The 25,687-nt window shown below is 65.4% G+C and carries 28 protein-coding genes and 2 pseudogenes; 17 read left to right on the top strand and 13 right to left on the bottom strand.

What is annotated here, in order from left to right:
• Positions 1–129: 129 nt before the first annotated feature.
• A complete protein-coding gene (locus tag CJ301_RS09930; RefSeq protein WP_216823280.1) occupies positions 130–927 on the top strand; it encodes an IclR family transcriptional regulator in 798 nt (265 codons plus the stop codon).
• A gap of 38 nt (positions 928–965) precedes the next feature.
• Here CJ301_RS09930 and CJ301_RS09925 read toward each other — a convergent pair whose 3' ends face one another.
• From CJ301_RS09925 to CJ301_RS09895, 7 genes are read right to left on the bottom strand one after another with little or no spacing between them, the layout of a single operon-like run.
• Positions 966–2,450, bottom strand: a complete 1,485-nt coding sequence (locus tag CJ301_RS09925) for an aldehyde dehydrogenase (protein WP_099276868.1) — start codon at positions 2,448–2,450, stop codon at positions 966–968.
• Between the two features lie 9 nt (positions 2,451–2,459).
• A complete protein-coding gene (locus CJ301_RS09920; protein ID WP_099276866.1) occupies positions 2,460–3,284 on the bottom strand; it encodes an aspartate dehydrogenase in 825 nt (274 codons plus the stop codon).
• Positions 3,285–3,287: 3 nt separating this feature from the next.
• Entirely contained in the window at positions 3,288–4,940 is a 1,653-nt protein-coding gene (locus tag CJ301_RS09915) for a thiamine pyrophosphate-binding protein (RefSeq protein ID WP_099276864.1), read from the bottom strand.
• A 23-nt stretch (positions 4,941–4,963) separates the two neighbouring features.
• Positions 4,964–5,743, bottom strand: coding sequence for an SDR family oxidoreductase (locus CJ301_RS09910; protein WP_216823279.1), 780 nt, complete (start codon positions 5,741–5,743; stop codon positions 4,964–4,966).
• Between the two features lie 16 nt (positions 5,744–5,759).
• Entirely contained in the window at positions 5,760–6,674 is a 915-nt protein-coding gene (locus CJ301_RS09905; RefSeq protein WP_099276860.1) for a VOC family protein, read from the bottom strand.
• Positions 6,671–7,522 (bottom strand): alpha/beta fold hydrolase, encoded by an 852-nt coding sequence (locus tag CJ301_RS09900; RefSeq protein ID WP_099276857.1) that lies wholly within the window; start codon positions 7,520–7,522, stop codon positions 6,671–6,673. Before CJ301_RS09900 ends, CJ301_RS09905 begins: the two co-directional genes overlap by 4 nt.
• A 6-nt stretch (positions 7,523–7,528) precedes the next feature.
• A complete protein-coding gene (locus tag CJ301_RS09895; RefSeq protein ID WP_099276855.1) occupies positions 7,529–8,071 on the bottom strand; it encodes a cupin domain-containing protein in 543 nt (180 codons plus the stop codon).
• Between the two features lie 272 nt (positions 8,072–8,343).
• Between CJ301_RS09895 and CJ301_RS09890 the strand changes: the two genes are divergently transcribed.
• The 3 genes from CJ301_RS09890 (at position 8,344) to CJ301_RS19010 (ending at position 11,386) form a co-directional block, all read left to right on the top strand.
• Positions 8,344–9,258: a LysR substrate-binding domain-containing protein gene (locus CJ301_RS09890; RefSeq protein WP_162620491.1), complete on the top strand. Its 915-nt coding sequence runs from the start codon at positions 8,344–8,346 to the stop codon at positions 9,256–9,258.
• Between the two features lie 328 nt (positions 9,259–9,586).
• The gene (locus tag CJ301_RS09885; RefSeq protein WP_099276851.1) at positions 9,587–11,164 is read left to right on the top strand and encodes a sulfatase family protein; all 1,578 of its coding nucleotides are present in this window, start codon (positions 9,587–9,589) and stop codon (positions 11,162–11,164) included.
• Between the two features lie 9 nt (positions 11,165–11,173).
• Positions 11,174–11,386, top strand: coding sequence for a hypothetical protein (locus CJ301_RS19010; protein ID WP_216823278.1), 213 nt, complete (start codon positions 11,174–11,176; stop codon positions 11,384–11,386).
• A 54-nt stretch (positions 11,387–11,440) separates the two neighbouring features.
• Here CJ301_RS19010 and CJ301_RS09875 read toward each other — a convergent pair whose 3' ends face one another.
• Positions 11,441–12,340 carry a LysR family transcriptional regulator gene (locus tag CJ301_RS09875; protein ID WP_099276849.1) on the bottom strand — a complete coding sequence of 300 codons (900 nt, stop codon included), beginning with the start codon at positions 12,338–12,340 and terminating at the stop codon, positions 11,441–11,443.
• A 24-nt stretch (positions 12,341–12,364) separates the two neighbouring features.
• Between CJ301_RS09875 and CJ301_RS09870 the strand changes: the two genes are divergently transcribed.
• From CJ301_RS09870 to CJ301_RS09855, 4 genes are all read left to right on the top strand, one after another.
• Complete coding sequence (locus CJ301_RS09870; protein ID WP_367869644.1) at positions 12,365–13,387, top strand: ring-cleaving dioxygenase; 1,023 nt, start codon at positions 12,365–12,367, stop codon at positions 13,385–13,387.
• Between the two features lie 54 nt (positions 13,388–13,441).
• Positions 13,442–14,053, top strand: coding sequence for an alpha/beta hydrolase (locus tag CJ301_RS09865; RefSeq protein ID WP_099276845.1), 612 nt, complete (start codon positions 13,442–13,444; stop codon positions 14,051–14,053).
• Positions 14,054–14,275: 222 nt separating this feature from the next.
• Positions 14,276–14,581 carry a GNAT family N-acetyltransferase gene (locus tag CJ301_RS09860; RefSeq protein WP_099276843.1) on the top strand — a complete coding sequence of 102 codons (306 nt, stop codon included), beginning with the start codon at positions 14,276–14,278 and terminating at the stop codon, positions 14,579–14,581.
• Between the two features lie 187 nt (positions 14,582–14,768).
• Positions 14,769–15,254 carry a LysR family transcriptional regulator gene (locus tag CJ301_RS09855; RefSeq protein WP_099276841.1) on the top strand — a complete coding sequence of 162 codons (486 nt, stop codon included), beginning with the start codon at positions 14,769–14,771 and terminating at the stop codon, positions 15,252–15,254.
• Between the two features lie 94 nt (positions 15,255–15,348).
• Here the strand turns inward: CJ301_RS09855 and CJ301_RS09850 are convergent, their stop codons facing one another.
• Complete coding sequence (locus CJ301_RS09850; protein ID WP_099276839.1) at positions 15,349–15,939, bottom strand: NAD(P)H-dependent oxidoreductase; 591 nt, start codon at positions 15,937–15,939, stop codon at positions 15,349–15,351.
• Between the two features lie 142 nt (positions 15,940–16,081).
• A complete protein-coding gene (locus CJ301_RS09845) occupies positions 16,082–17,044 on the bottom strand; it encodes a pirin family protein (protein WP_099276837.1) in 963 nt (320 codons plus the stop codon).
• Positions 17,045–17,165: 121 nt separating this feature from the next.
• Here CJ301_RS09845 and CJ301_RS09840 point away from each other — a divergent pair, with 121 nt between their 5' ends.
• Positions 17,166–17,507, top strand: a complete 342-nt coding sequence (locus CJ301_RS09840; RefSeq protein ID WP_216823277.1) for a winged helix-turn-helix transcriptional regulator — start codon at positions 17,166–17,168, stop codon at positions 17,505–17,507.
• Here CJ301_RS09840 and CJ301_RS09835 read toward each other — a convergent pair.
• Positions 17,508–17,843, bottom strand: a pseudogene (locus tag CJ301_RS09835) (DUF5996 family protein); the annotation flags it as partial.
• Here CJ301_RS09835 and CJ301_RS09830 point away from each other — a divergent pair.
• Positions 17,771–18,631, top strand: coding sequence for a cation:proton antiporter domain-containing protein (locus CJ301_RS09830; protein WP_301553816.1), 861 nt, complete (start codon positions 17,771–17,773; stop codon positions 18,629–18,631). The pseudogene CJ301_RS09835 and the gene CJ301_RS09830 sit on opposite strands and share 73 nt — an antisense overlap.
• Positions 18,632–18,709: 78 nt before the next feature.
• On the opposite strand, the gene CJ301_RS18735 is transcribed toward CJ301_RS09830, so the two are convergent.
• Positions 18,710–19,057 carry an MliC family protein gene (locus CJ301_RS18735; RefSeq protein WP_162620490.1) on the bottom strand — a complete coding sequence of 116 codons (348 nt, stop codon included), beginning with the start codon at positions 19,055–19,057 and terminating at the stop codon, positions 18,710–18,712.
• A 505-nt stretch (positions 19,058–19,562) separates the two neighbouring features.
• Here CJ301_RS18735 and CJ301_RS09820 point away from each other — a divergent pair.
• The 7 genes and pseudogenes from CJ301_RS09820 to CJ301_RS19075 all read left to right on the top strand — a co-directional run.
• Positions 19,563–19,826 (top strand): DUF1127 domain-containing protein, encoded by a 264-nt coding sequence (locus CJ301_RS09820; protein ID WP_099276831.1) that lies wholly within the window; start codon positions 19,563–19,565, stop codon positions 19,824–19,826.
• Between the two features lie 107 nt (positions 19,827–19,933).
• On the top strand, positions 19,934–20,191 hold the full coding sequence (locus CJ301_RS18730; RefSeq protein WP_162620489.1) for a hypothetical protein: 258 nt from the start codon (positions 19,934–19,936) through the stop codon (positions 20,189–20,191).
• A 141-nt stretch (positions 20,192–20,332) separates the two neighbouring features.
• Complete coding sequence (locus CJ301_RS09815; protein ID WP_254050119.1) at positions 20,333–20,830, top strand: Dps family protein; 498 nt, start codon at positions 20,333–20,335, stop codon at positions 20,828–20,830.
• A gap of 152 nt (positions 20,831–20,982) precedes the next feature.
• A complete protein-coding gene (locus tag CJ301_RS09810) occupies positions 20,983–22,284 on the top strand; it encodes an MFS transporter (protein ID WP_173812347.1) in 1,302 nt (433 codons plus the stop codon).
• A 567-nt stretch (positions 22,285–22,851) separates the two neighbouring features.
• Entirely contained in the window at positions 22,852–23,154 is a 303-nt protein-coding gene (locus CJ301_RS09805; protein WP_216823275.1) for a DUF1127 domain-containing protein, read from the top strand.
• Positions 23,155–23,208: 54 nt separating this feature from the next.
• Entirely contained in the window at positions 23,209–23,439 is a 231-nt protein-coding gene (locus CJ301_RS18725; RefSeq protein WP_162620488.1) for a hypothetical protein, read from the top strand.
• Between the two features lie 60 nt (positions 23,440–23,499).
• Positions 23,500–23,871, top strand: a pseudogene (locus CJ301_RS19075) (IS5/IS1182 family transposase); the annotation flags it as partial.
• A gap of 108 nt (positions 23,872–23,979) precedes the next feature.
• Here CJ301_RS19075 and CJ301_RS09795 read toward each other — a convergent pair.
• Positions 23,980–25,590: a BCCT family transporter gene (locus CJ301_RS09795; protein WP_099276824.1), complete on the bottom strand. Its 1,611-nt coding sequence runs from the start codon at positions 25,588–25,590 to the stop codon at positions 23,980–23,982.
• Positions 25,591–25,687: the final 97 nt, after the last annotated feature.

The raw sequence follows: 25,687 nt of genomic DNA, 5'->3' as shown, positions 1-25,687 counted from the left end.
GGTTCGGAGATTGCGCGGCAGGCTCCGGTGCCGGATATTTTTCCCTGAAATCATGTGAATGCGTATGTTCAAATACGAATTACTTGTTCTATATTGTATAGTGATCGGCGGAGACCCATGATGCGAGACGTGACGGAAAAAGAATCGACATCCTATTCAGTGCCGCCGGTCGAGCGCGCGCTGAGCCTGCTGCGCCATATCGGCAGCGGCCGAAGGTGCCGAAACCTCAGCACCACCTCGAAGGAGCTGGGGATCAACAGGACGACGCTGATCCGCCTGATCCACACGCTCGAAGCCAATCGCATGATCGAGCAAATCGAGGAAGGCGCCGGATACCGGCTCGGCCCCGCCTTGATCAGCCTGGCCGCGCAGGCGATCCACGGGCGCGATATCGTGCAGGTCTGCCAGCCGCTCCTGGCCGAGCTGGCAAGGACGACCGGCATGTCCGCACATCTCGGCATTCTCGATGGCATCGACCTTGTCTATCTCGTGCATGAGGCCCCCAGAACGCATCTGGTCAGCAACATGCGCCCCGGATCGCGCCTCTCGGCGCATACCTCCTCGGGCGGGCGCGCCATCCTGTCCGAAATGTCAGACGATGACATCCGCGCGCTCTTCGGCGGCGTCGAGCTTCGCAAACTCACGGAAAAGACGCCCCTGACCGTCGAGGCGGTGCTGGAGCAGGCGCAGCAGGACCGACAGCTCGGCGTCGCATGGAGCGAAGGCAATTTCGAAGCCGGGATCGGCTCCTGCGCGGCGGCGGTGCTCGACCACGAGGCGCGACCGGCCGGCGCGATCAACGTGTCAGGCCCCGTCAGCCGTTTCACCGAGGAAGGAAGCGGCCCCGAGGGCGCGATCAAGGATGCAGTGCGTTCGGCCGCGCAACAGGCGTCGATGGCACTGGGCTACGTGGCCCGGGCGCGGTAGGCCCTCCCCGCGACCGGGGCCGCCGCAGCCGGGCACCGTCAGGGCCAGCGCGCCCATGGATGCGGCCGGCCCGAATGATCCTCGTAGATCGATTTCTGCCGCTGATAGGCGCGAAGCCCCGCCCGGCCCTTCTCGCGCCCCATGCCGCTCGCCCCGTCGCCGCCGAAGGGGGTCGAGATCGAAAATTGCTTGTAGGTGTTGATCCAGACGGTTCCGGCCCGGATGGCCCGCGCCAGCCGCCAGCATTTGACATGATCGCGCGACCACAGCCCGCAGGCCAGGCCATATTCGTTGTCGTTCGACATGGCGATCACGTCCTCCTCGTCGTCGAAGGGCATGACGACCAGCACGGGGCCGAAGATTTCCTCGCGGCAGGTGCGGGCCGTGTTGTCCAGCCCGGCGATGATCGTGGGCAGGTAATAGGCCCCGTCGTCATATCGCGCCCCCTCGGGCCGCGCGCCGCCGGTCAGGATTTCGCCGCCTTCCTCGCGGGCCGCCTGCACATAGGCTTCGACCGAGGCGCGGTGATCTGCATGCACCATCGACGAGACCTGCGTCGCATCGTCGAACGGATGGCCGACCTTCAGGGCCTCGGTCGCCTCGACCAGGCGCGTCACGAAGCGGTCATGGATGCTGCGCTGGACGAACAGGCGCGACCCTGCGATGCAGCTCTGCCCGCTGGACGAGAAGATGCCGAACAGGATGCCGGCGATCGCCAGGTCCTCGTCGCAATCCTCGAACACGATGGTCGGGGATTTGCCGCCCAGCTCCAGCGAGATCGGCATCAGCTTCTCGGCTGCCACATGCGCCAGGTGGCGGCCCGTGGAGGTGCCGCCGGTGAAGGACACCTTGCCGATATCGGGATGTTCGACCAGCAGGTTGCCGACCTCGCGGCCCGAGCCCGGCAGAACGGAAAAGAGCCCCCTGGGCAGCCCCGCCTCCTCCACGATCCGGGCCAGTTCCAGGCTGATCACGGGCGACCAGCTGGCCGGTTTCAGCAGCACGGCATTGCCCGCCGCCAGCGCCGGCGCGACTTTCTGCGCGTCCGAGGCGATGGGGGAGTTCCACGGCGTGATCGCGCCGACGAGGCCGATGGGATCATGCACGGAATAGGTCTGGTAGTCGCTGCGCGGGGCGGTCATCAGGTCGTCCGAGGTCTCCAGCACGGCGCCGAAATAGCGGAACGTGGCCGCGGCGGACGCCGCCAGCGCGCGGGCCTCGCTTCGGGTCTTGCTGGTGTCGCGGCTTTGCAGCCAGGAAATCCGTTCGATATTGGCGGTGATCCCGTCGGCGATCCGGTAAAGATGCATCGCCCGCTCATGCGGCCTGAGGCCCTGCCATTCGGGCTTTGCCTGCGCGGTCCGGGCGCGGTCGATGGCCGACAGCACATCCGCCTGCGACGCGCCCGCAAAGCTCATGTTCTCGGTGCCTTCGGCGGCAAAGGTCGAGGTGATCTCGGCCCCGGTGCCGGCCTGCCATTCACCACCGACGAACAGCCGTCCGTCCGGGAAGGGATAGGTCATGTCGTGCTCCTAGATGATGATCGCGCCGGACCGGTTCAGCACCGTGCGCGCCAGACTGTAGGCCGTCGAAAGGGAGGTCTTGGGGTTCAGCGGAGACACCTTTCCGACAAGGCGCATGCTGTAGTCCACGGCCTGCGATCTGACCTGGTATTCATGCGTGTTCTCGGTCGTTGCCGGGTCCGCGATCAGGCGCACACGGGTTTCGTCCATGCCCGGCCCGGCCAGCGCCAGCGTCGCGGCGACATTGGCATTCTTGGGAAAGCGCATCGCCGCCTCGCGGGCCGTGCCTTCGAAAAAGACCGCCTCTTCGGTCAGGGCGTCCAGATCGACGCGGCTTTCCGCATCCGTGCCCTTCCAACCGCCGGGCGGTTTGCGCCCGGTATAGCTCAGCTCGTTCAGGCCGGACAGCCGCGCCGCGACCAGCGCGTCGATGCCGCCGATCGCACCGGCGGGCAGGATGATCCGCGCCCCCCGCCCCGCGGCGGTCTCCTTGAGCCGGTCGAACAGCGCCTGATCGGCAAACGCCCCGACCGAGGCCGTCACCAGATCGACCCCCGCGCCCAGCACCGCCGCGCCGTGATCGGCCACGGCCTTCTGGCCCGCGCATTCGACGACCAGATCCGGCCGCGCCGCCAGCATCTGCGCGATATCGGTGAAGACCTGCACCTCGATATCACGCGGCGCGCAGATCTCCGCAGCCGCGCGGCGTAGCTCGTCGGGCGTGCTGCGCACCAGCAGGGAGAGCTTGCGAAGCCGCATGTCGGGCTGGTCGCAAAGCGTGGCGACAAGGGTTCGGGCGATCGCCCCGAACCCGATCAGGGCAAGATGCTGCATCGCTCAGACCCTCGATCCCGCGGCACCCGCGGGCGGGCCGGCAAAGGCTTCGGCGAAGGGGCCGATGGCGGTCATGTCGACCTCGACCACGGCGGGGCCCTTGCGCTGCATCGACTGGTCGAAGATCCCGGGGAACGCCTCGATGGCGTCGATCTTCACATGCGGCATGTCGATGGCCGCGCACAGCTTGCCGAAATCGGGCGTCTTGAGCGCCGAATAATGCCGCCGCCCGTCATATTGGGCGTCCTGGATGTTCTCGATCACCCCGTAGGCCGCGTCGTTCATCAGCAGGAAGGTGACGTCCAACTTTTCGTCGACGGCGGTGATCAACTCGGCGATGCCCAGCATGGAGCCGCCATCTCCCAGCAGCGTCACGGTGCGCGCATCGGGGGAGGCCACCGCCGCGCCGCAGCCCATCGCGATCCCCTGGCCGATGCCGCCGCCAAGCGCGTGCACCCCGAGATTGGGCGCGGCGATCTGCACGTAGCGGTTGCCGAAGGTCGAGTTCGAGATGGTCACATCGCGCACCCAGGGATGCCCGCCCGAAGCCACGACATCGAGCAGGTGATCGGCGACCATCTGATAGGGCCCCAGCCGGTCGCGCAGCACGCCTTCGGATTTGGCGCGGGCCACCGAGATATCGTAGCGCTGGTTCGGATCCACATCGAGCTTTTCGGGCAGCCGGTCGAGCAGCGCCTGCAACGTCGCCGCGGCGTCTCCGTTCAAAAACAGCTCGACCGGGTAGTTGCGCCCGCATTGCGTCGGCTCGACGTCGATCTGCACCAATGGCCGGGGCAGCTTCATCTTGTTGTTCATGGTCTCGTTGCCGCGCAGGCGCGAGCCGACGACGATCATCAGGTCGGCGGCGTCATAGATCCCGCGCGCTTCGGGCGTCATGTTGAAGGCGCCCAGCGTGCCGGGATTGTCCTCGGCCACCACGGCGCGGCCTTGGGTCGAGGTCACGGCACCGAAGCCGCGATCCACCAGCGCATTGGCCTGCTCGGACGCGCCCCGCGCCCCGCCGCCCAGCCAGATCATCGGGCGTTTCGCCCGCTTCACCATCTCGGCCAGCGCGTCGAGCTGCGCCTCCGGCGCGACAGGCCGCGCCGGCGGTGGCGGCGACAGGGTGAACTGCGTCACCGCGTCGAGGCGCTGCACGTCCACCGGGATTTCCAGGCTGACCGGCCCGGTCGGCGGCGTGCTGGCCGCGCGGATGGCCGCATCAAGCGTGCCGATGGCCGATTTCTCGTCCCAGATGCGGAAATAGGCTTTCGACACGCCCTTCAGCATCTCGGGCTGTTTCGGCACGTCATGGATGGCGGCCCGGTCGCGGTCCATGAATTCGCGGTCCACCTGCGTCGTGATGTGCAGCAGCTTGCTGCCCGCCGTCAGCGCCTCGGCCTGGCCGCCCGCGGCATTGCCCGCCGCTGTTCCGGTCGAAGTCAGCACCACGCCCACTTGCCCCGAAACCCGCGAGAACGCGTCGGCCATGTTCATCGCACCGGCCTCGCCCCGGGCGGGAACGAAGCGGATCCGGCCCTGCTCGCCGATCCCGTCCAGGATCGGCATGTTGTGAATCGAGATGACGCCGAAAACGGTGGTGATGCCGGCATCGGCGAGACTTCTGGCAATCTGGTAACCAACGGTTTCGGTCATTTTCGGGCTTTCTGTTCGCAAGATCAAATGAAGCGGGAGACGCCGCCGGAAATTTCGAGGCGCGCGCCGGTGATGTAGCTGGCCGCGGGCGAGGCGAGGAAGACCAGCGCGCGGGCGGCCTCTTCGGCCCGGCCCAGACGCCCCAGGGGGATCGCCTTGCGCCGGGCGAGATCGGCGAACCAGTCCTCGCGCGTCTGGCCCTGGTCCTCGCGGGCCTCGAACCGGCGCTGCCATTGCTGGCTGTCGACCAGCCCCAGCAGGATCGAGTTCACCCGGATCCGGGGCGCCAGCTCGGTGGCCAGCGATTTCAGCAGGCTCTGCACGCCGGCGCGTGCCGCCGAGGTGCAGACCATGTGCGGCTCCGGCTGATAGGCGAGCAGGGAATTCACCGCCGTGATCGAGCCGTGGCCGCTGCCGCGCAGCTGCGCCTCGAAGGCGCGGATCGGGTGCAGCTGGCTGAAGAATTTCAGCTCCAGCTCCTCGCGCCAATCGTCATCCGTGGTGTCGGCATGGGTCGACACGCGGCCCTGCCCGGCATTGGTGACCAGCGCATCGCAGCCGCCGAAACGCTCGGCCACCTCGGCGGCGAACTCCGCATTGGCCCGGGGCTCGAGAACCGAAAACGCGCGGGCCAGCACCCGGTCGGCGCCGAACTCGCCCTCCAGATCATCCGCGACCCGGCTCAGCCGGTCGGCACCGCGCGCGCAAAGCGCCACGCGGGCGCCCTCGCCCAGGGCCGCCCGCACGGTCGCCAGACCGATGCCCGACGATCCGCCGGTCACGACGATCGTTCTGTCTTTCAACCCCAGATCCATGGGCCTAGGCCTTCGCGAGGTCGGGAAAGCCCGCATCGGGGCGGCCGGCCATGACGGCGCGCTGCGCGGGCGTCGGCGGGCCCGCGGTCATCCAGCGGTCCATCGAGTCGGGATCGGTGCGCGACCAGACCTTCGCCTCGTGCGTTTCCTCGTCGATCTGCTGCAATTCGGCGGTGAACTCGATCACGAAGCCCGACGGAGAGACGAAATAGGCGAACGGGTTGTTGCCCGGCCCATGCCGGCCCGGCCCCCAGCTGGGCACCTGGCCCTTCTGCTTCATCCGGCCGATGCCGCGCATGAAACTGTCCAGATCGGGCATCTCGAAGGCGACGTGGTTGACCGACGGATATTGCGCGCGCACCAGCGCGATGGAGTGGTGATCGCGGTTGCAGCGCATGAACACCATCATGTCTGCGGAGTAATCGCTGGTGCGGAAGCCCAGGATATCCTGGTACCATTTCTCCAGCCCGTCCATGTCGGGCGTGTTCAGCACCACATGCGAGACCTTGCGCGGATAGGCATATTCATCCACTTGCGCCTTCATCTCGAGATCGGTGGTAAAGCGCAGGCGCCGGTGGTCGGGGTCGAGGACCTCGAACCCGTAACCGCCGATGGGATCGTCGAAGACCGCGGGCTTGCCGAGGGTCTGCGCCCCCTTGGCGGTCACGTGATCGTAAAGCGCATCCATCTCGGCGCGGTCGTCCATGCCGAAATGGACATATTCGATGCCGTAGCTGTCGCCGTCCTTCAGCCCGTAGATGAACGGCTCTTCGCCGGTGCCGCGCAGATAGGTGACGCCCTCCGCCGATCTGGCGACCTTGAGGCCCCACAGCTCGGTGTAGAAATCCGTCGTTCCCGTGATGCTGGGCGCGCGCATCACGATGCCGCGCAGGAATCCGACTCGGATTGGATCGCTCATGTCTGTCTCCCAGTTTTGGCGCTGTCAGTGTCGGGCGTGCCTGACCCGAGGGTGGCCAGGGCCTCGATGAAATCCTGTGGTTTCTGCAGGTAGACCGCGTGGCCCGCCTGATCGATCCGGATGATCCGCGGGGTCGTTCCATGCGCCCTGCCCCAGGCCAGCGCCGCATCCAGGGTCTGCTGCTCCGGCGTGACGCGATCATTGATGCCGATGATGAACCCGGCCTCCGCCCGCACCCGTCCCATGAGGCCGGGCAGGTCGCCCGAGGCAAGCATGCGGACCGCCTGCGCATATCCGCCGCGATCGACCTGTGACATCGCATGCCGCACCTGCGCCACGATGCCGGGGTTCAGGCGCGGCTCGAACACCAGCCGGGGCGCGCGTTCGGCGGCAAAGGTCTCGGGGCCCTGAAGCTCCAGCTCCTCGATCCGGCTGCCGACATTGCCGGGAAGCTTGCTCCCTTTCGGCACGCGGTAGCCGCAGGCACAGGAGGCCAGGATCAGCCGGTCCACCCGCCGGGGATGATGCGCCGCGAAGGCGGCCCCGATCAGGGTGCCCAAGGAATGGCCGACGATGGTCGCGGAGCCGATGCCCAGCCGGTCCAGAAGCCCGGCCAGCGCAGTCGCGTAATCGCCGGCTTCGGGCCAGTTCGCGGTCAGCGGCCGTGATCCGCCATAGCCGGGGGCATTCCAGGCGATGAGGCGCATGCCACCGGGAAGCAGGTCCAGAAGCGGCCGGAACGACGACGCGTTCGATCCGATGCCGTGCAGGAACACCATGGCAGGACCTGGTCCCGGTCGCTCCAGATAGGTGATCCCGCCGGAACTGTTCTCCTGAACCCCGCTCATGGCCGATTACCGCTTCAGCTTCGAGACCGGATGGTCTTCGGGATAGGTCGGCGTCACCGGCTTGGGGTTGCCGATCATCACGCACATCAGCGCTTCCTCGATGCCCTCGTTGCGCAGACCGCGATAGACGCCGGGCGGCACGGAAATGATGTCGCGCTCGGTCAGGACGGTTTCGACCTGTTCGCCCTGATGCTCGATGAAAAGCCGGATCTTGTGCCCCTTGAGGATGAAGAACACCTCTTCGGCATCGCGGTGGATGTGCAGCGGGCCTTCGCACCCGGCCGGCAGCACCATGGTGGAAAAGGTGAAGTTCTCGGCCGGAACGACGTTCTCGTCATCCGAAATGCCGGTCGCGCCGGTGCCGATATAGCGCATCTGCGCGCGCTTGTATTTCGGATCGTGGTCCGCCTGAAACTTCAGGGCGTTCCAGTCGATCGTACGGGTCTCGTAGCGCGCGACGCGGCTCTCGATCCACTCACCGAGCGACTTTCCATCCGGAATCTCGACATCGCTCGGCTCGATGGAAGGGAATTTCTTGGGGGCGTCCATGTCTTCCTCCGCTACTGTTCATTTATGAACTTTGTGTTCAAATATACTGCGCAGAGAAGCCCGGCCCTGTCAATAGCCGGGCCATGCCCGGCTCGCGCGGGCAGCCAAGGAGCGATTTGGCCTGCGCCCGGCGGCGCATACCGAAGCCTGGGGCCGAGCGCGGATGCGGGCGGGGCCGCGCATGGCTTGCATTGCCGGTATGGGCCGGACATCCTTGGGCAAAAGGGCTGCGTGCGATGCAGGAAAATTCAGACAGCCATCAGCAGCTGCTCATGTCCCGCCTGTCGATGCGGCACTTCCAGTTCGTTTCGATGGTCGCCGAGCAGGGCAATATCCTCGGAGCGGCACGCAAGCTGAACCTGACCCAGCCCGCCGTCTCGCGCGCCATCCGGGATATCGAATCGGTCGTCGGAACCGCGCTCTTTCGGCGCAAGGCGCGCGGCGTCACCCTGACCCCGGCGGGAGAGCTTTTCGTCATGCGCGCCCGCGCGGCCCTGTCGGAGATGAACCGGGCCTGCCTGGACATCGAGGACCTGGCCCGCGGGCAGGCCGGCCGGCTGGTGATCGGCAGCCTGCCCAACGGCGCTTCGGGGCCGTTGCCACGCGCCCTGGTCCGGGCGCGGCAGGAGCGGCCCTCATTGCGCATTTCCGTCTTCGAAGGGCTCTATCACCAGATGATTTCCAGCCTGCGCGCGGGCGAGCTGGATGTCGTCATCGGCCGGTTGCGGCAAGGCCCGTCGGACAGATCGCTCACCACGCAGCTCCTCTATCGCCAGAGATGGGTGGTGCTGGCCGGGGCGGGCCACCCCTTCGCGGGCAGGTCGAACCTGCGCCTGGCCGATCTGCATGGCGAGCAATGGATAACGCCCGTCCCATCGGCCCACATACGCGCGATGATAGAAGGGTTCTTCCTTCGCGAAGGGCTGTCATTGCCCGAAAACGCGATCGAGATGAGCGCATTGGGCATCTGCCGGTCCATCCTGCTCGATTCCGACGCGATGATGTTCCTGCCGCGCGGCACCTTTCGCCATGACGAGCAGAATGGCGATCTCGTCGAACTGGACGTGGCCCTCGACCCCTTCGTGGAAGATGTCGGCCTGTTCTGGAGGAAGGGGCACCATCGCAGCCCCGCCGAACAGTTCTTCCTGGGCCTCCTCGAAGAGGCCGCGGCCGATATCCGCAGCTGACCTATGCCTGAACGGCATAGCAATCGTCGAAGTTTGAATACTTTCTTTGGTTCCTGACCGGCTAGGCTCGCCCAGACGACCCGTCGTGGGACCGGAGGCCCAGATCGAAGATCAGCCAATGAGACAGGACTTCAAATCCCGCCATCGGCATTGCCGCTTCAGCGCCTCATGCCCGGCGCCTGCGCTTGCCTGCCGATGCTGCCGGACGGGATCGGAAGCGGCGTTTTGACCGGTGCGGCAGGTGCGGTGCCGGGCATCCTCGCCCTCCCTTGGCTGCAACTCTCCAGACCGAACGCGGACATCGCGCCAGAAACATCCCGAGGCTGACATGACAAAACGCAAACCCAACTTTCTCGTCATCATGATGGACCAGCTGCGCTGGGACCATCTGGGCTGCTATGGCAACAGCATCGTCCAGACCCCGAATATAGACGCGATTGCCGATACGGGGCTGCGGTTCGACGCCTTCTACACGTCCAACCCGATCTGCCAGCCGAACCGCGCCTGCCTTGCGACGGGGCAGATTTCGACGGTGAACGGCTGCCGCCAGAACGGGATCCCGATATCGCTCGACAGCGTGACCTATGCCGAGGCGCTTCGCAACGAAGGCTGGCGCACCGGCATCATCGGCAAATCGCATTTCCAGAACGTGACGGCCATCCCCGCCCCGGACCGCAAGCCTGCCGGCCAGGGCGAGGAGCCCTCCGATCTGCGCGCCCGCCGCGACCAGCGGGACGGGCCGGATTACGGGCTGGAGGTCAAGGGCAAATGGGCCAGGGACCCGGACCGCACGCTCCCCTTGCCCTATTACGGCTTCGATCATGTGCGGTTCTGCATCAGCCACGGCGATCAGGTCGACGGCCACTACACCAAATGGCTGCGCGAACGGCATCCCGACCCTGACAGCCTACGCGGGCCGGAAAATGCGCTCGACAAGCCCGAAGACCGCGTCGCGCAATGCTGGCAAAGCGCCCTGCCCGAGGAGCTGCACCCCAATCGCTACATCGCCGAGGAAGCCTGCGCCTTTTTGTCGGAACAGGGCAGGGACGACCCTTTCCTGCTGGTGCTGTCGTTTCCGGACCCGCACCACCCCTTTACCCCGCCGGGGCGCTGGTGGGATATGTACGACCCCGCCGACATGATCCTGCCCGAGACGTTCAACACCCCCCTTTCGCAGCGCAACGACCTGCCCGAGGCCGCGCGGCAGGCCTATCGGATGGGCGACGCCGATCCCCATTCCCATTGGCCCTTCCACGTCACCGAAGACGAGATGCGCAAGATACTGGCGCTCAACTATGGCTCGATCAGCTTCGTCGATCACGAGCTCGGCAAGGTGCTGGAGCATCTGCGCGCGCTCGATCTGGATGACGACACGGTGATCTGCTTCATGTCGGATCACGGCGACTACATGGGCGACCATGGCACCGTTCTGAAGATGGGCCTGCATTATCAGAGTGTTATCCGTGTGCCCTTTCTCTGGCGCGACACGGCGGAGCGCCGCGCGCATGGCACCTCCGCGCGGCAGGCGAGCGCGATCGATTTCGCCCCGACGGTGCTGCAACGCGCGGGTTTCAAGGTGCCGCTCGGCATGCAGGGGCTGGATGTCCTGGACGATGACACGCCCGCCCCGCCGGTTCTGGTCGAGGATCCGGGCATCGCCGTTTTCGCCGACCCGGATGCGCGCAGTTCGATCGTGTCGCTTGTCGATCAAGGCTGGCGGATGTCGCTGCTCGAGGCCGCGCCCGATTGGGGCGAGCTCTACGATCTGCGCGCCGACCCGGACGAGACCCGCAACCTGTGGAACGATCCCGGCGCGGCCGCGCAGAAGCTGCACATGCTGGAAGCCTTCGCCCGCCGCCAGATCGCCCTGCGCGATCTGTCGCTATGCCCCACCGCCCGCGCCTGAGAGGCCGTCATGGACATGATCACCCGCTCCGTCACGATCCCCGCGGCCCCCGAACAGTTCATCCGCGTCTTCGATGTCGGCACCGATAACACGCTATTGGGCGGCGACATGGCCCATCGCGTATCTCCCGGCTGTTGCGATGGCATGGCCGTCGATGAGGACGGCATGATCATGCCCAGAAACGCCTGCGATCGGTCTCCGACCGGGCCCGAAACGCCCTAGCCTTTCGGCCGCGGCGGCGTGGTGAATGGAGATCTGGGGCCCGCCGGGCCGCGCTCAAACAAGGCTTGCCGTTTCGACGTCCTGTTCGAAGAAGTCGGAGAACGTCGCCACGCGCAGCGGAAGCCGGTCATAGGGCGGATAGTAGAGCGTGAGCCAGAGTTCGGGGGCCGACCAGCCCGGCAGAACCTCCACGAGATGCCCCTTTTCCAGGTCTTCGGCGACGATGAAGCGCGGCAGCAACGCGATCCCTTCGCCGTTCAGCGCCAACCGGCGCAGGACATCGCCATTGTTTGCGCAGAATGAGCCGCGCGCTCGCTGACTGCGGCGGCTTGTGCCGCTTGAGAGCTCCCAGATCTCTTCGCGCGCCTCGGGACCATAGGCGAGGCAGGCGTGATCGACGAGATCGTCCGGTCCCTCCGGCGTGCCGCGCCTTGCCAGGTAGCCCGGAGCCGCAACGAGGGCGCGAGGCACCTTGCAGATCTTGCGCCAGATCGTCGATTTGTCGCCGGGCGGCCCGGAGATGCGAATGGCGAGGTCGTAATCCTGCTCGATGATGTCGACGAAACCGTCGGAGAGGCTGAGCGCGACCTGGGTCTGCGGGTGCAGCTTCGCAAAGCGCGACAGGATGTCCGGCAGGACCTTCAGCCCCAGAGACAGGGGTGCGCTGATCCGGATCAGCCCCGAGACGACGCCTTGCGCGGCGCGGGTTTCCTCCGCCGCTTCCATGAGACCATTAGAGAGCGGTGCCGCGCGCGCGGCATAAACGGCACCCGACGAGGTCAGGGACACCTGCCGCGTGGTGCGGACCAGCAGTTGCACGCCAAGTCGATCCTCGAGCGCGGCGACCGTTCGCGTGACCGAAGCCGGCGTCAGGCCGAGCTGGCGCGCCGCGCCGGCAAAGCTCTGCTGCTCGGCGACAGCGAGGAAGACGCGGATGGATTCAAGCTCTCCCATGCTTCCACCATTACGCTCATCGCAATGGTGTATTCAATATTGTTGCTATTCTCAGGAGGAATTCCAAAGCGCATGTTCCGGTCAGGAAACGCCACCCCGACCAAGGAACCCGTCATGCTCACCCAGATCAAAGGCCTGCACCACACGACGTCGATGGCGTCCGACGCGCAGGAGAACAATGACTTTTTCACCAAGCTGCTTGGCCTTCGCCGGGTCAAGAAGACGGTCAATTTCGATGCGCCGGATGTCTATCACCTCTATTACGGCGACGAGTTCGGCACGCCCGGCTCGGTGATGACCTATTTTCCGTTCCGGAACATGAAGAAGGGCCGTCACGGCACCGGTGAGGTTTCGGAGACCGCCTTCGCGGTGCCCGAAGGATCGCTCCCCTACTGGCACGACCGTCTTGCTCTCGCGAATGTCGAGGGGATCGAGCGCGTCGAGCAATTCGGCGAAAAGCGTCTGCGCTTCGCCGGCCCCGACGGCGACGGCTTCGCGCTGGTCGAGGTGCCCGGCGACACGCGCGCCCCCTTCGCCGGCGGCCCGGTCCCGGCAGAGAAAGGCATCCACGGCTTTCGCGGCGTGACCATGCGGCTGCGCGACGGGCAGGCCACCGCCCAGCTCTTGACCTTCATGGGCTACAAGGAAGTGGCGCGCGAGGGCACGCTCATCCGGTTCGCGATCGAGAATGGCAACGGGGCAGACATCATCGACCTCGATGTGCTGCCCGGTGTCGAGCGGGCCCGCGAAGGTGCCGGATCGGTTCATCACGTGGCCTTCGCGGTCGCGGACAGGGCGGCGCAGCTCGAGGTGCGCCAGGCCCTGCTCGACGCCGGCACCCAGGTCACGCCCGTCATCGACCGTGATTACTTCTGGGCGATCTACTTTCGCACGCCCGGCGGTGTCCTGTTCGAGATCGCAACGAACGAGCCGGGCTTTGACCGCGACGAAGACGTGGCCCATCTGGGCGAAGCGCTGAAGATCCCGGAGCAGCACGCCCATCTGCGTGCCCGGATCGAGGCGCTGCTCCAGCCCATCGTCGACTGATCCCGCAATGCCCCGCCGGTGCCTGCCGGCGGGGGTCCCGCAAGGAGCGCATTCATGGCTATCGACAGCTACCACCACTTCGCCAAGACCCCCGCCGCCGGAGCGCCGCTGGTCTTCACCTTCCATGGCACAGGCGGAGACGAGCACCAGTTCCCGCAACTGGTCGAGCAGATCCTGCCCGAGGCGGGGATCGTATCGCCACGCGGCGATGTTTCGGAATACGGTGCGAACCGTTTCTTCCGGCGCCGGGCCGAAGGGGTCTACGACATGGAGGACCTGGCCGAGCGCCGCGCGAAGATGGCCGGGTTCATCCGTGCGCATCGCGAGGCGCATCCCGGCGCGCCGGTCTACGGGCTCGGCTATTCCAACGGGGCGAACATCCTGGCTTCCGTCCTCTTCGAGGCCCCCGAGCTCTTCGACCGCGTGGTGCTGATGCATCCGCTGGTGCCATGGACCCCGGGGCCGAACCCCGCTCTTGCCGATGTGGAGCTGCTGGTCACGGCCGGCCGGCACGACCCGATCTGCCCCCTGCCCCAGACCGAGGCCTTGCTCGACTATCTCGGCGCACAGGGCGCGCGCCCGGAGGTCAGGATCGACGATGGCGGGCACGAGATAAGCCAGCAGGAGCTCCACGAGGTGGCAGGCTTCCTGCAACGCCGCGCGTAGCCCGCGGCGATACTCCGGGCCGATCGAGCGGACGGCATGAACTCCGGCTCACGCGGGCTGCCTGTCGCGCGGCCTGCGTGTCGCCGGGCAGCCTCGTGAAGCTACTAGGCAAGGAGACGGGCTCTCGGCCGCTAAGCCCATATCCAACGGCACCGGTCGATCCTTTACGGCAGCGCAGTTATGTTCGACCGTTGCGGCAGGACGCCGGACAAGGAGAAGACGATGGCTGCCACACCGCCCGAGAACATCTCTATCGAGCGCGAGGAGGGCGACAGCAAAGGTCGCTACGTCGCCCGGCTTGAGGGGATCGAGGCCGAGATGACCTATTCGCGTGCGGGACAGGCGATGATCATCATCGACCATACGCATGTGCCCGACGCGCTGCGAGGCCGCTCGGTAGGGCAGGCTCTCGTTCGGCGCGCCGTCGAGGATGCGCGCGCCGAAGGCCGGTCCATCGTCCCGCTCTGCCCTTTTGCAAAGGCCCAGATCGCGCGCCACCCCGAGTGGCAGGATGTGTTGAAACATTGAGTGCAGCCGGCCGTCATGACCGAGCACGCGGTCCGAAAGCGGCGCGGCGCGGCGGCCCGTGTCCCGATCTGGCATGTGAAAAGCGCGGGCGCATGAGCGGGCACCGGCCTGCCGGTTTCTTCCGCGCGTGGCGCGCGCCACGCGTCGGGCAGCCAGGGCGCGCTTGCCGAAACGCCCCGGAGGATAGATGAATCGGCTGGATTGCGACCGCATGTTCGTCGCTGTGATGGAAACCGGGAGCTTTGCCGGCGCGGCGGAAAAGCTTCGAACCAGCTCGGGACAGGCCTCGAAGCTCGTGTCCCGGCTGGAAGCCGAGCTGGGTGTTCGACTTTTGAACCGGACGACCCGCGCCGTCTCCGCGACCGAGGCCGGGCGCGCCTATCACGATCGGCTGCGCCCCCTTCTCGACGCGTTCGACGAGCTCGATCTCTCGATCCGGGACATCTCGCAAACGCCGACGGGGCGGCTCAGGGTCAGCGCGCCGCTCACCTTCGGAGCGCTGGCGCTGGTCCCGATCCTGCTCGGTTCGATCTACGTGCCGCATGGCGCGGCCGGCTTCTTCTTTTCCAACGAAGGCGGCGGCTGGGAATTTCCGGCATTCTGGGCGGTCACCCTCGTCGTTCAGGCGCTGCTGGGCGACGGGGCCTATGCCCTGAAGCGGAATCGCGGCTGATACTGCAAGATGGCCGCGGGCAATGCCCGCGGCCGTCTTCGTGTTGACGGAGCACCGGGTCACGGTGGTCCGTTCATTTCTGTGCGCCCGGCTCTTACCGGGCGAGTTTCCCGGCATACTCGACCAGGCGCCTGGCCTGGAACTCGACCGATTTCCTGCCCGTCTCGTCCAGGGGCCCGGGCGTGCAGGAATAGCCATAGGGGTTGCCCCCATCCTCGAACTTCACCGGATCCGCATAGCCCGGCGCGACGATGACCGAGCCCCAATGCATGGCCGTGACGTAGATCGACTGGAGCGTGGTCTCCTGCCCGCCATGCGGGTTCTGCGCCGAGGTGGTGGCGGTGACGGCCTTGTTGGCGAGCGCACCCGATTGCCACAACGGCCCCAGCGTATCGACGAAGGCCCGGAACTGGCTGGCCGGAACGCCGAAGCGGGTCGGCACGGAAATGAAATAGCCGTTTGCCCATTCCATGTCGTCGAGGGACACTTCCGGGATATCCTGCATCTTCTCGAGCTGTTCGCGCCAGGCCTGCTGGCCTTCCACCACCTCGCTGGGGGCGGTTTCCCGCACGCGGCGCAGCCGGACTTCCGCCCCGGCGGCCTCGGCCGCACGCGCGGCTTCGAGCGCGATGCCATGATTGGTGCCGTAGGTGGAATAGAAGATGATGGCGATCTTGGTGGACATTCATGTCTCCTTTGCTGTGGTTGGCAGGATTGGGGGCCAACGAAGGCGCATCAGCCCTGTTCCTTGGGCGTGACGCGATGAGGGCCGGGGCTTGCCCGCGTCATGCGGGCTTCCTTTCCTGCGATGAGGTCGGCTGACCGATTCAAGGGTAGTAGACACCGCCCATGGCGCGCCGCGGCTTGGTCCTGTCTTGCGGCAGGGGGATGAAATCCTCCTCGTCGCCCGGCACGGTGTCGAACCGGCCCCGGGCCCATTCCTCCTTCGCGGCCTCGATCCGCTCGGGGCGCGAGGAGACGAAGTTCCACCAGATGTAGCGGGGCCCGCCCATCGGCGCGCCGCCGAAGAGCATGAAGCGCGCCGTCGATCTGGCCCGCACGGTGATCGCATCGCCGGGGCGCAAAACCAGAAGCTGGCCGGGTTCGAAGCGGTCCCCCGCGATCTCGATTTCGCCCGAGATCGTGTAAAGCGCGCGCTCCTCGTAATCGGCGTCGATCGGCATCCGGCGACCCGACTGAAGCTCGATGTCGCCATAAAGCGTTTCGGATGACGTCCTGAGCGCGGACGCCTTGCCGAAGGCCTGCCCGGCGATGATGCGCGCCTTGATCCCTTCGGCTTCGAACAGCGGCAGGTCGCCCGATCCGTGATGGAGGAACTCGGGCGCGGATTCCTCCTGCGCCTCTGGCAGGGCCATCCAGGTCTGCAGGCCGAAGAGTCGCTGGCCGCTCTTTCTCTTCTGCTCCGATGTGCGCTCGGAATGGACGATGCCCTGCCCCGCCTTCATCCAGTTGACCGCGCCGGGGCGAATGGTCTGTTCGGTGCCAAGCGAGTCGCGGTGCAGGATCTCGCCCTCGAACAGGTAGGTCAGCGTTGCGAGGTTGATATGCGGATGGGGGCGCACGTCGATGCCGTGATCGGTCAGGAACTCCGCCGGTCCCATCTGGTCGAAGAAGATGAACGGCCCGACCATCTGGCGCTTGGTGGAGGGAAGGGCGCGGCGAACCTCCATATCGCCCAGATCCACCGCGCGCGGCACGATCAGGGTTTCGACCGCGTTCACCGTCTCTCTGTCTCCGAGGACCGGGTCGGGGCATGGGCTCCAGCTCATGACGAGCACTCCTTGGCTTGCCGTTCGGTTTTCACTGATATAGCTCCCTGCCCTCGGCTGGTAAGTCGTTACCTTTCGGATAGCGGCTTACCGGCTTGGCGCAGCACGCGAGGAGGCCACCGTGACCGAAGACATCACCCCCGATCTCTGCCCGGCAGACCCGATCCTGCGGGTGATGGCGGGGCGCTGGAAGACGCATATCGTCTACTTGCTGGGCGAGGATGGCCCGGCCCGGTTCACCGCCATCCAGCGCCACCTGCCCCCGATTTCTCCCAAGGTGCTGACAAGCCGGCTTCGGGAGCTGGAGCAGGATGGTCTGGTCTGGCGCGTGCAGGAAGAAACGATCCCGCCCAAGGTCACCTACGGCCTGACCGAGCTGGGCCTCGAGGTCCATGCGATCCTGAAGTCCTTCGATGCGGTGGGACAAAGGCTGAAGTCCGCTTCGCCGGATAGCCCGGCCTGATCAGTCCCGGTGAACGGGACGGGGCACGCCGGGTCGTCCGAACGCGCATTCGAGGCTGGACCGATCCCAGCCGCCCGTCTTCGCCGCCGCCTCGTAGGTCGATTGCAGGAAGGACTTGAGCATTGCCTCGGGGTCGTCGCTCGCCTGAACGGCCGCATGGGGCAGCAGGAATTCTCCCAGCGTCTCGTCGAACCCCGCCTCTGCCGGCTCGACCGGCTGATCGGCAAACCCCTCCGGGGCCGGGTAGGCATGGGAGTAGAACATTGGCTCATCCGCGCCGTTTCCGCCCGGCCAGAACCCCGCCGAGGACACCTCGTGGCTATAGGCCTCCTGCGCGCCGCCATCGGCCTGCCCGCCTGTGGGAGATGCGCGGCACCATCTTCGGCCGCGGGTTGGCGCAGGTGCTGGCTTGTGCGGCCCTGCTCGCGGTGCCGGCCCTGCTTTTCGGCCTCGACTGGCGCGCGGCCCTCATCATCGGACTGGGGCTCGCCCTGTTGTCGACCGCCCTCGTGATGCGCGAAATCGACGAGGGCGGCGAGAGGGACACGCCCTTCGGGCAGACCGCCATCGCGCTGCTGCTGTTCGAGGATCTGGCCATCATACCGCTGCTGCTGCTCGTCACGCTTCTGGCCCATCGGGCGCGGAGGCGAGCTGGGCCGATGATGCGCGCGCTCGCACTGGGCCTTGGCGCCATCGCGCTGCTGATCACGATCGGCCGCTACGCGCTGGACCCGATGTTCCGGGTCATCGCGCGCACCCGCACGCCCGAGCTGATGACGGCGGCGGCGCTCGGCGTCGTGGTGTTCGCAGCCCTGTCGATGGCCCTTTCCTCCCAATTCGACCGCGCCTATCGCTTGGTGGCCGGCGCGCAGAAACGCGAGACGATCGACGAGACGTACTCGGATGCCGATGGATCGGTGCTGGTGATCGGGTTCGGCCGGGTCGGCCAACTCGTCGCGCAGCCGCTCCTCGAGAGGTACAACGTCACCTTGCTCGATCATGATGCCGACCGCATCCGCGAAGCGAAACGCTTCGGCGCGCGGGTTCATTTCGGCGATGGCACCCGGCCCGAGGTTCTGCAGGCCGCGGGCGCCATCGCGCCCGAGCCGGTCGATCGTGCCTAGCGTTCCACCGGTGCCCGGGGCCGGTCGGACCCCTGCGCGATCAGGCGCAGGCCCCCGGCTGACCCTGCCGAGCGATCGTCAGCTTTCGGCCTCGCAGGTCATGAGCCTGTCCTCGGCGATGAGGTCGGTGAGCATGCCGTCATCGCCCTTGACCCACCATTCGTATTGCCCGGAGACATAGCGCGCGCCCGACGCGGACACGACCTGGACGAAGATGCGCTGCTCGCCCTCGACCGGGACAAGCGCCAGGCTTTCGGTACCCGACAAGACATACCGCACTTCGATGGAGGGGGCCTCTCCGCACGCATAGGTGCTGGCCGTCAGCTGCGCGTCGGCCAGCTGCAGGCCGACCGAGAGCGATGTGTCGGCCAGAGCCGCCGAGGAGGACAGTGCGAGAAGGATGGCACTCGAAATCGTTCTTTTCATCTGGGATCTTTCCTGACGCGTGAAAACAGGCAGCGCATGAGGCTCGATACAGCAGGCCCGGCGCAGGTTCGAGCCCCCGTTCTGCAAATATCGCCATGGCGTCTCCATTTCATGCCCCGGCATATTGCGTTTGGCCGAACCACGGGGGAAAACCGAAAAACCGGGAGCAATCGGTGATTGTCCTTCTGTCCTTTTGGCAAGTTTCTTCCCGGCCCTCATGGAGAGGCTTGCTTATTTTTTTGGACCCCCTATATCCGAGCCATGACCATGTTCAGCGCTCATAAGAGGTTCCTGCTCACCGCAGGAAAGCTACTGAACCGCCGGTAACCCCGAGCGGGCAAGCCATGATGCTTGTTCACGTCTCGGGGATTTTTGATCTCTCACAGATCCAATCGACACGACAAAGGCGTCACGTCCGCAATGCAGGGCGCGCAATCGCGCGTCTTGCTTTCGTGTGAAATGGCGCCAGTCGTCCCGGCATCAATAGATTCAGGGCTGAAAGAACATGTCCATATACATCACGCGCGAAATGATCGATTCCTCCATTCGGAAAAGCAAGGCTCAGATGAACGGCTCCATCTTCACGGTTCTGTTCCGGTGGGCCCGCAAGCAACTTCAAAAACGCAGCATGATATTCGACCTTCAGGCGATGGATGACAAGATGCTCGACGATATCGGAATCCGTCGAGCGGATATTCCGCGCCTGGTCGGCTCGTTGGGCGATTGCGATCTGCGCATGCAGAACATGGGGCGGACCTACAGGGCGTAATGGGCGAGATCTCTTTTCGTGGGCGGCGGGCCAGCACCATGCGCCAGACATGCCCGCCGCCGGTCCTGTTCACTTATCTTGTTCACCCCCGTGCAATGAGGATTGAGATGATGATTTACCAGATGAATATCGAAAGCCCGCGATCCATTGAAACCGCGCCCAATGCCACATGCATCGCCCGCTGGGAGGATGACGGCGGCGGGCCCGGCCCCCTCGCGTTGGCCAATCGCTCGCCGGGTCCGAAAGCGCGCCGTATCGGTCGGCTGCCCGCCGCGAGATCTTTGCGGCAACGGGCCAAACATGCCTGCTTCGAAAGAAGCAAACCCTCAATGAAGGCCCCCGGGAATGAACGTCACGCAGCGTGATGCAGCGGGCAAATGGACAGGCGCTCGATACGAGCAAACCACCACGATGTTCATTCGAAACGGAAGCCGGCGTCCCGCTCCCGCACCCATTTCGGCATGTCGCCCCGAAAGACATTCTTTTCTCTCACGATGGAGGCACCATTGACGATCACCCTGAAGCACGGCCGATACGCCGAAGACGCCAAACCCGTCGACCGCAATGCCGTGGCCATTGCCGACGCCCTGTCCGACGCTCTGACGGACACCTACCGCCTCGTGCTGAAGACCCATGCCTGCCACTGGAACGTGGCGGGCCCGATGTTCTACCCGCTGCACCAGATGACGGAAGAGCACTACACCGACATGTTCGCCGCCGCGGACGTTCTGGCCGAGCGCATCAGGGCCTTGAGAAAACGCGCCTCGGTGAAACCCGCCCGGATGATCGATGGCCTGGACACGGGCTCGGACACGGACGCGGACCCGACGGCGGACGAGATGGTCAGGGGGCTTTTGTCGGATCACGAGGCGCTGTCGCAGCGCTTCTATGCCCTCGTGGAGGCCGCCGAAATTTCGGGCGATCCGGTCACCGCCGACCTCGCGACGGAGCGCGCGGCATTCCACGACAAGGCAGCCTGGATGCTGCGAGCGACAGCCGCATGAACGCGGCCCGCCGCGGCAGCAGGCGAAGGAAATGCCCCGGCTTCGGCCGGGGTATTTTCATTGTTGCGGTCCCGGCGCGGCCCTCAATCGCCGGGCCGCCTTCACGTTCGAAATGAATTGTCCCGCCTGAGGACAAGATTGCGGAGCAGGCCATGGCATACAAACTACGCGAACTCCTGGCACCCGTGAAATCCCTGCTCGGCGGCACGACAGCCTTCATGGCCGGAAACAGCCTGCTCGGCGTCGTTCTGCCGCTTCGCATGGAAGCCGGGGGCTATCCGGTCGCGCTGACGGGCGCGATCATGGCGGCCTATTACCTCGGCCTCGCCTTCGGTGGGATGAAGTGCAAGCACGTCATCCTGCGGATCGGACATATCCGGGCCTTCTCGGCCTTTGCCGCGCTCACCGCCGCGACCTGTCTGGCCTATGCGTTCTTCTTCAACCCGGCGGCCTGGATGATCCTGAGGCTCGTCAACGGGTTCTGCATCGCCGGCATGACGACGGCGATCGAAAGCTGGCTCAACGATCGCAGCAGCAACGAAACCCGCGGGCGCGTTCTCGGCTATTACATGCTGACCTTCTACCTCGCCATCGCCCTTGGCCAGACCTTGGTGAACACGGCCCCCGTCGCGGGGAGCGATCTCATGATGATGGCGGCCGCGCTGATGAGCCTGTCGCTCGTTCCCGTGGCCCTGACCACCCTGGGAGAGCCGAACTTGGGCGAGCTGCGCGTCCTGAACGTGAAGGCGCTGTTCGAAGCCTCCCCGGTCGGCGTGGTCGGCGCCGGCGTGGCGGGCATGCTCGTCGGCTCCTTCTACGCCTTGGGCGTCGTCTTTGCCCGCCAGATCGGGCTGAGCGTGACGGAGGCTGCGCTGTTCATGAGCACCGTGGTGCTCGGCGGGCTGAGCTTTCAGGTGCCCATCGGCATGCTGGCGGACCGGTTCGACCGGCGGATCGTCATGTCCTTGATGCTGATCGCTGTGGGCGTGTCGTGGGGCCTGCTTTCGAAGTCGATCGCGAGCGAGGTGTCCCTGCCCGCCCTGATGCTCATGGCGCTGGCCTTCGGCGGTGCCATCAGCAGTGTCTACCCGCTCTGCGTCGCGCAGACCTTCGACCGGCTGGACAGGAGATACTACGTCGCGGCCTCGGGGCGGCTGCTGATGGTCTATTCGATCGGCGCGGCGATCGGCCCGTTGCTCGCCTCGGCCCTCATGTCGCTTTACGGACCGTTCTCGTTCTTCCTGTTCGAATCCGCCATCGCGATCTCCTATGCGCTGTTCGTTCTCGCCCATATCAAGGCGGGGCCCGAGATGACCGTCGGCGAACGCGAGAAATTCGTGCCGCTCCCCGACATTTCGCCCGTTACCGTGGGGCTCGACCCGCGCACGGAGCCCGACCCGACGGAGCCGGGCAGTCCTTCGGCATCAGCGAGGGAAAGCGCGGTCGGCCGGTGACGAAGCGGCCGGTTCGACATGCAAAGCCTTCCGGTCGCCTCATCGCGATACCGGAGGCCGGGCCACAGGCAGAGTGAAACGACAGCGGCAGGGATTTTCGAAATATCCGATGGGCCGGGCAACATGTGACATAATTCGATGATGAAAAGGAATGGAAAGATCGGCGCTGAACTGAATTCACATCCAGATCCGGTGGATTTTTCGGAAATTCCCTATGCCACCCCATGATCTTCACCATGGGCAGCTTCGCGCCTTAATGTCGCATGCCCCCATCACTCGCTTGAGTTCACACAGTCAAAGACGTATATTGAACGCATGATGATGTTCAGCCTTCATACGAGGTTCCTGTTTTTCGCAGGCAATCTGCTGAACCGCCGGTAGCCCCGGGCGGTCCGGTCCGGCTGGGCCGGTTTCGCACCGGGGTTCTTCTGATCCGCAACAAATCGAACAGGCCGACGGCGCGATTGCGCTGTCTGGCAAAAGCGTTCCGCCGGTCGACTTATTTTGCCGGGCGGTCCGCATGCTGCCAGACGTCCTGTTTTGCTGGTCCTTTTACCGGAGAAAATCATGTATCTTTCCATCGAGAAAAACGCACTCAATCGGCTGCCGCGCTGCGACCATTCAAAATCGTCACCGGGCGGCATTCGTCGTGGGATCGCGGCTGTCATGCGGGGATGGCAACGTCGCAAGATGATCGCCTCGCTCGAGGCCATGGATGACAGGTTGCTGCGCGACATCGGGATATATCGTGGTGAAATCAAGAACGTCGTATACGGTCTTGATGACCGCGAATTGAGAATGAGTCCGGTCGCGCGGACCACTGCGAAGGCGCATCTGCGGCGACCTTGCCTGTTCGAATCCCTCTGGTGACCGGAATTTCCAACCGCGTCTCTCAGATAACGGTTTCGATGGAGGATGTCCGTGATGCTCAGCAATGTCGATTTCGAAGACCTGTTTCCAGAATCCTTTTCGCCAAAGCCGCGAATCCCGGAGACTTTCCGTCCGCCGCCCCTTTCGGACAGGAACGTTCCGCCCGATCATGAGGCTTCGCACGGTTCAAATAAAACGGCGGTCGTCCTGGCAATGACCCCCATCATCGCGACAACCGGGGCCGTTCACGCCGTCATGGCGGCTTGGGCGCGAAACGCGCGGTAGCGTCGGGAGGCGCTGATCTGTGCCGCCGCGCATGTTTCCTGGCTCCGATAACGAAGCGAAGACGCGAGCGATCTGAAAGCACGCCGGACTGCGACCAGCATGGCCGCAAAAAAGGAGACGCGGTCGCCTCACCGGTCGAACCAAGGGCGGCATGAACACCAAGCCTTACGCCAGTCGTGACAGCATGAGGCGACCGATTGACCTGCGCACCGCCGGACAGGCCAGCGATCATATCGGCGCATGCGCGCTGATCAGCAGCCTGTCTGACAGCGAGTGGCTGCGCGAGGATCGCGGCCATGACGCTGACGGGTTTCGAAAAGCGCTGCAGGACAAGGGATAAGCAGCGTTCCCGGGCGAAAGCGGCTCAGCCGCATCGAGATCATGCTCGGCAGGCTTCAAGACTGGAGGCGCGTGGCGACCCGCCGCGCCTGATCTCCCAAACTCTTCCGCCCGGCCATCGCTCGCATCGCCACCGTCATCTTTCGGCGAGGCATCCTGCGCTTGGATCAGCGCTCCGAACACCTCGCCACGAACCGTCCTTCAAAGATCCGACAGGCCCGGTCGCTTTCCGACGGATACATGGTCGATCTCCTCGATGCGGAATCCGCGTATCAGCGAGGGGATCATCGCGAAGACGAGGCAGAAGATCGGCAGGCCCACCACCGTGATGACCTGTTGCAATGCCGTCAGCCCAAGATCGCCGGCAAGCACCAGGAGCATCGCGGCCACCAGCCCTTCTGACACGCCCCAGAACACGCGCTGGCGGACCGGGCCGGGCTTGGCGGAGCCGGTGCAGAGCATGTCGACCACCAGCGAGGCCGAATCCGACGAGGTCGCAAAGAAGATCGCCACCACCAGCACCGCGATGCCCTGCACCAGATCGGCCAGCGGGAAGTTCTCGAAGAAGGCGAACATGGCCAGCGGCACCGACTCCGCGACCGCGGCGCTCAGCTTTCCGGCCTCTTCGCCAAGCGCCGCGCGGGCGGCCGTGCCGATGCCGTCGATCTCCATCGCCTGCCAGCCGAAGATCGAAAACCAGATCAGGGTGAAGAGCGATGGCGCCAGCAGCACGCCGAAGACGAATTCGCGGATCGTCCGCCCGCGCGAGATCCGCGCCACGAAAAGCCCGATGAAGGGCGACCATGTCACGGTCCATGCCCAGTAGAACACCGTCCAGCCGCCCTGCCAGCTCCAATCGTCGTTTCCGGGATTGGTGTCGGCCAGCATGTCGTTCCAGAAGGCGAGCCGCGGCAGGTTGCCCAGATAGAGCCCGAAGGTTTCGACCATCCCGCGCAGCAAAAACAGCGTCGAGCCGAAGACCAGCACGAAGATCATCAGCCCGACCGCCATGCCGATATTGAGGTTCGACAGGAGCTTCACGCCCTTGTCGAGCCCGGCCACGATCGAGACCACGGCGACGCCGGTGAGCACCGCGAGAATGCCGACCTTGAGCGGCACGCCCGCCTCCCAGCCGAACAGCGCCGACAGGCCCGAGGCGATCTGCGAGGAGCCGAGCCCCAGCGACACCGCCACGCCGAACAGCGTGCCAAGGATCGAGGCGATGTCGATCGCCTTGCCCCATGGCCCGTGGATGTTTTCTCTCAGCAGCGGGTAGAACACCGAGCTGACCCGCACCGGCAGATCGTAGCGGTTGATGAAATAGGCAAAGGCAAGGCCGGGCAGCGCGAAGATCGTCCAGGTGTGCAGCGCGAGGTGGTAGGTGGCGATCGAGATCGCATCGCGCGCCGCCTGCTCGGAAAAGGGCTCGACGCCCGGCAGCGGCGGGGTCGCGAAATGGCTGATCGGCTCGGCCACGCCCCAGAACATCAGAACCGTGCCGATGCCGCCGGCAAAGAGCATCGTGAACCAGGAGAGGTTCGTGTAGTCCGGCCTGCTGTCGCGGGGCCCGAGCCGGATATGGCCATGCCGGCTCATCGCGGCCCAGACCAGAAAGCCGAGCCAGACATTGACGCCGAGGATGAAGAACCAGCCCAGATTGGTCACGATCCACGCTCGTCCGGCGGCAAAGGCATCGCCGATCGGCTCAGGCGCGATCACCAGTGCCAGCACGAACACCGCCGTACATACCGCGGAGGCGAAGAAGATGACGGGCTCGGTCCTGAGCCCCATCCGGTCTGCCAGTCTCTGCATCCGATCGCTCTCCCTCGGGACATCCTTCTAGTTGCGCCCGCAGGGGTGCAGCGGTCCAATGGGCTGGTGGCGGGGATTGTTCCGATCTGCGGTTGCG

The organism is Limimaricola cinnabarinus (assembly GCF_002723615.1).
In the GTDB taxonomy this organism is placed as follows: Bacteria; Pseudomonadota; Alphaproteobacteria; order Rhodobacterales; family Rhodobacteraceae; genus Limimaricola; species Limimaricola cinnabarinus_B.
The sequence above is the reverse complement of the archived record's forward strand: the minus strand, read 5'-3'. Positions and strand labels throughout refer to the sequence as shown.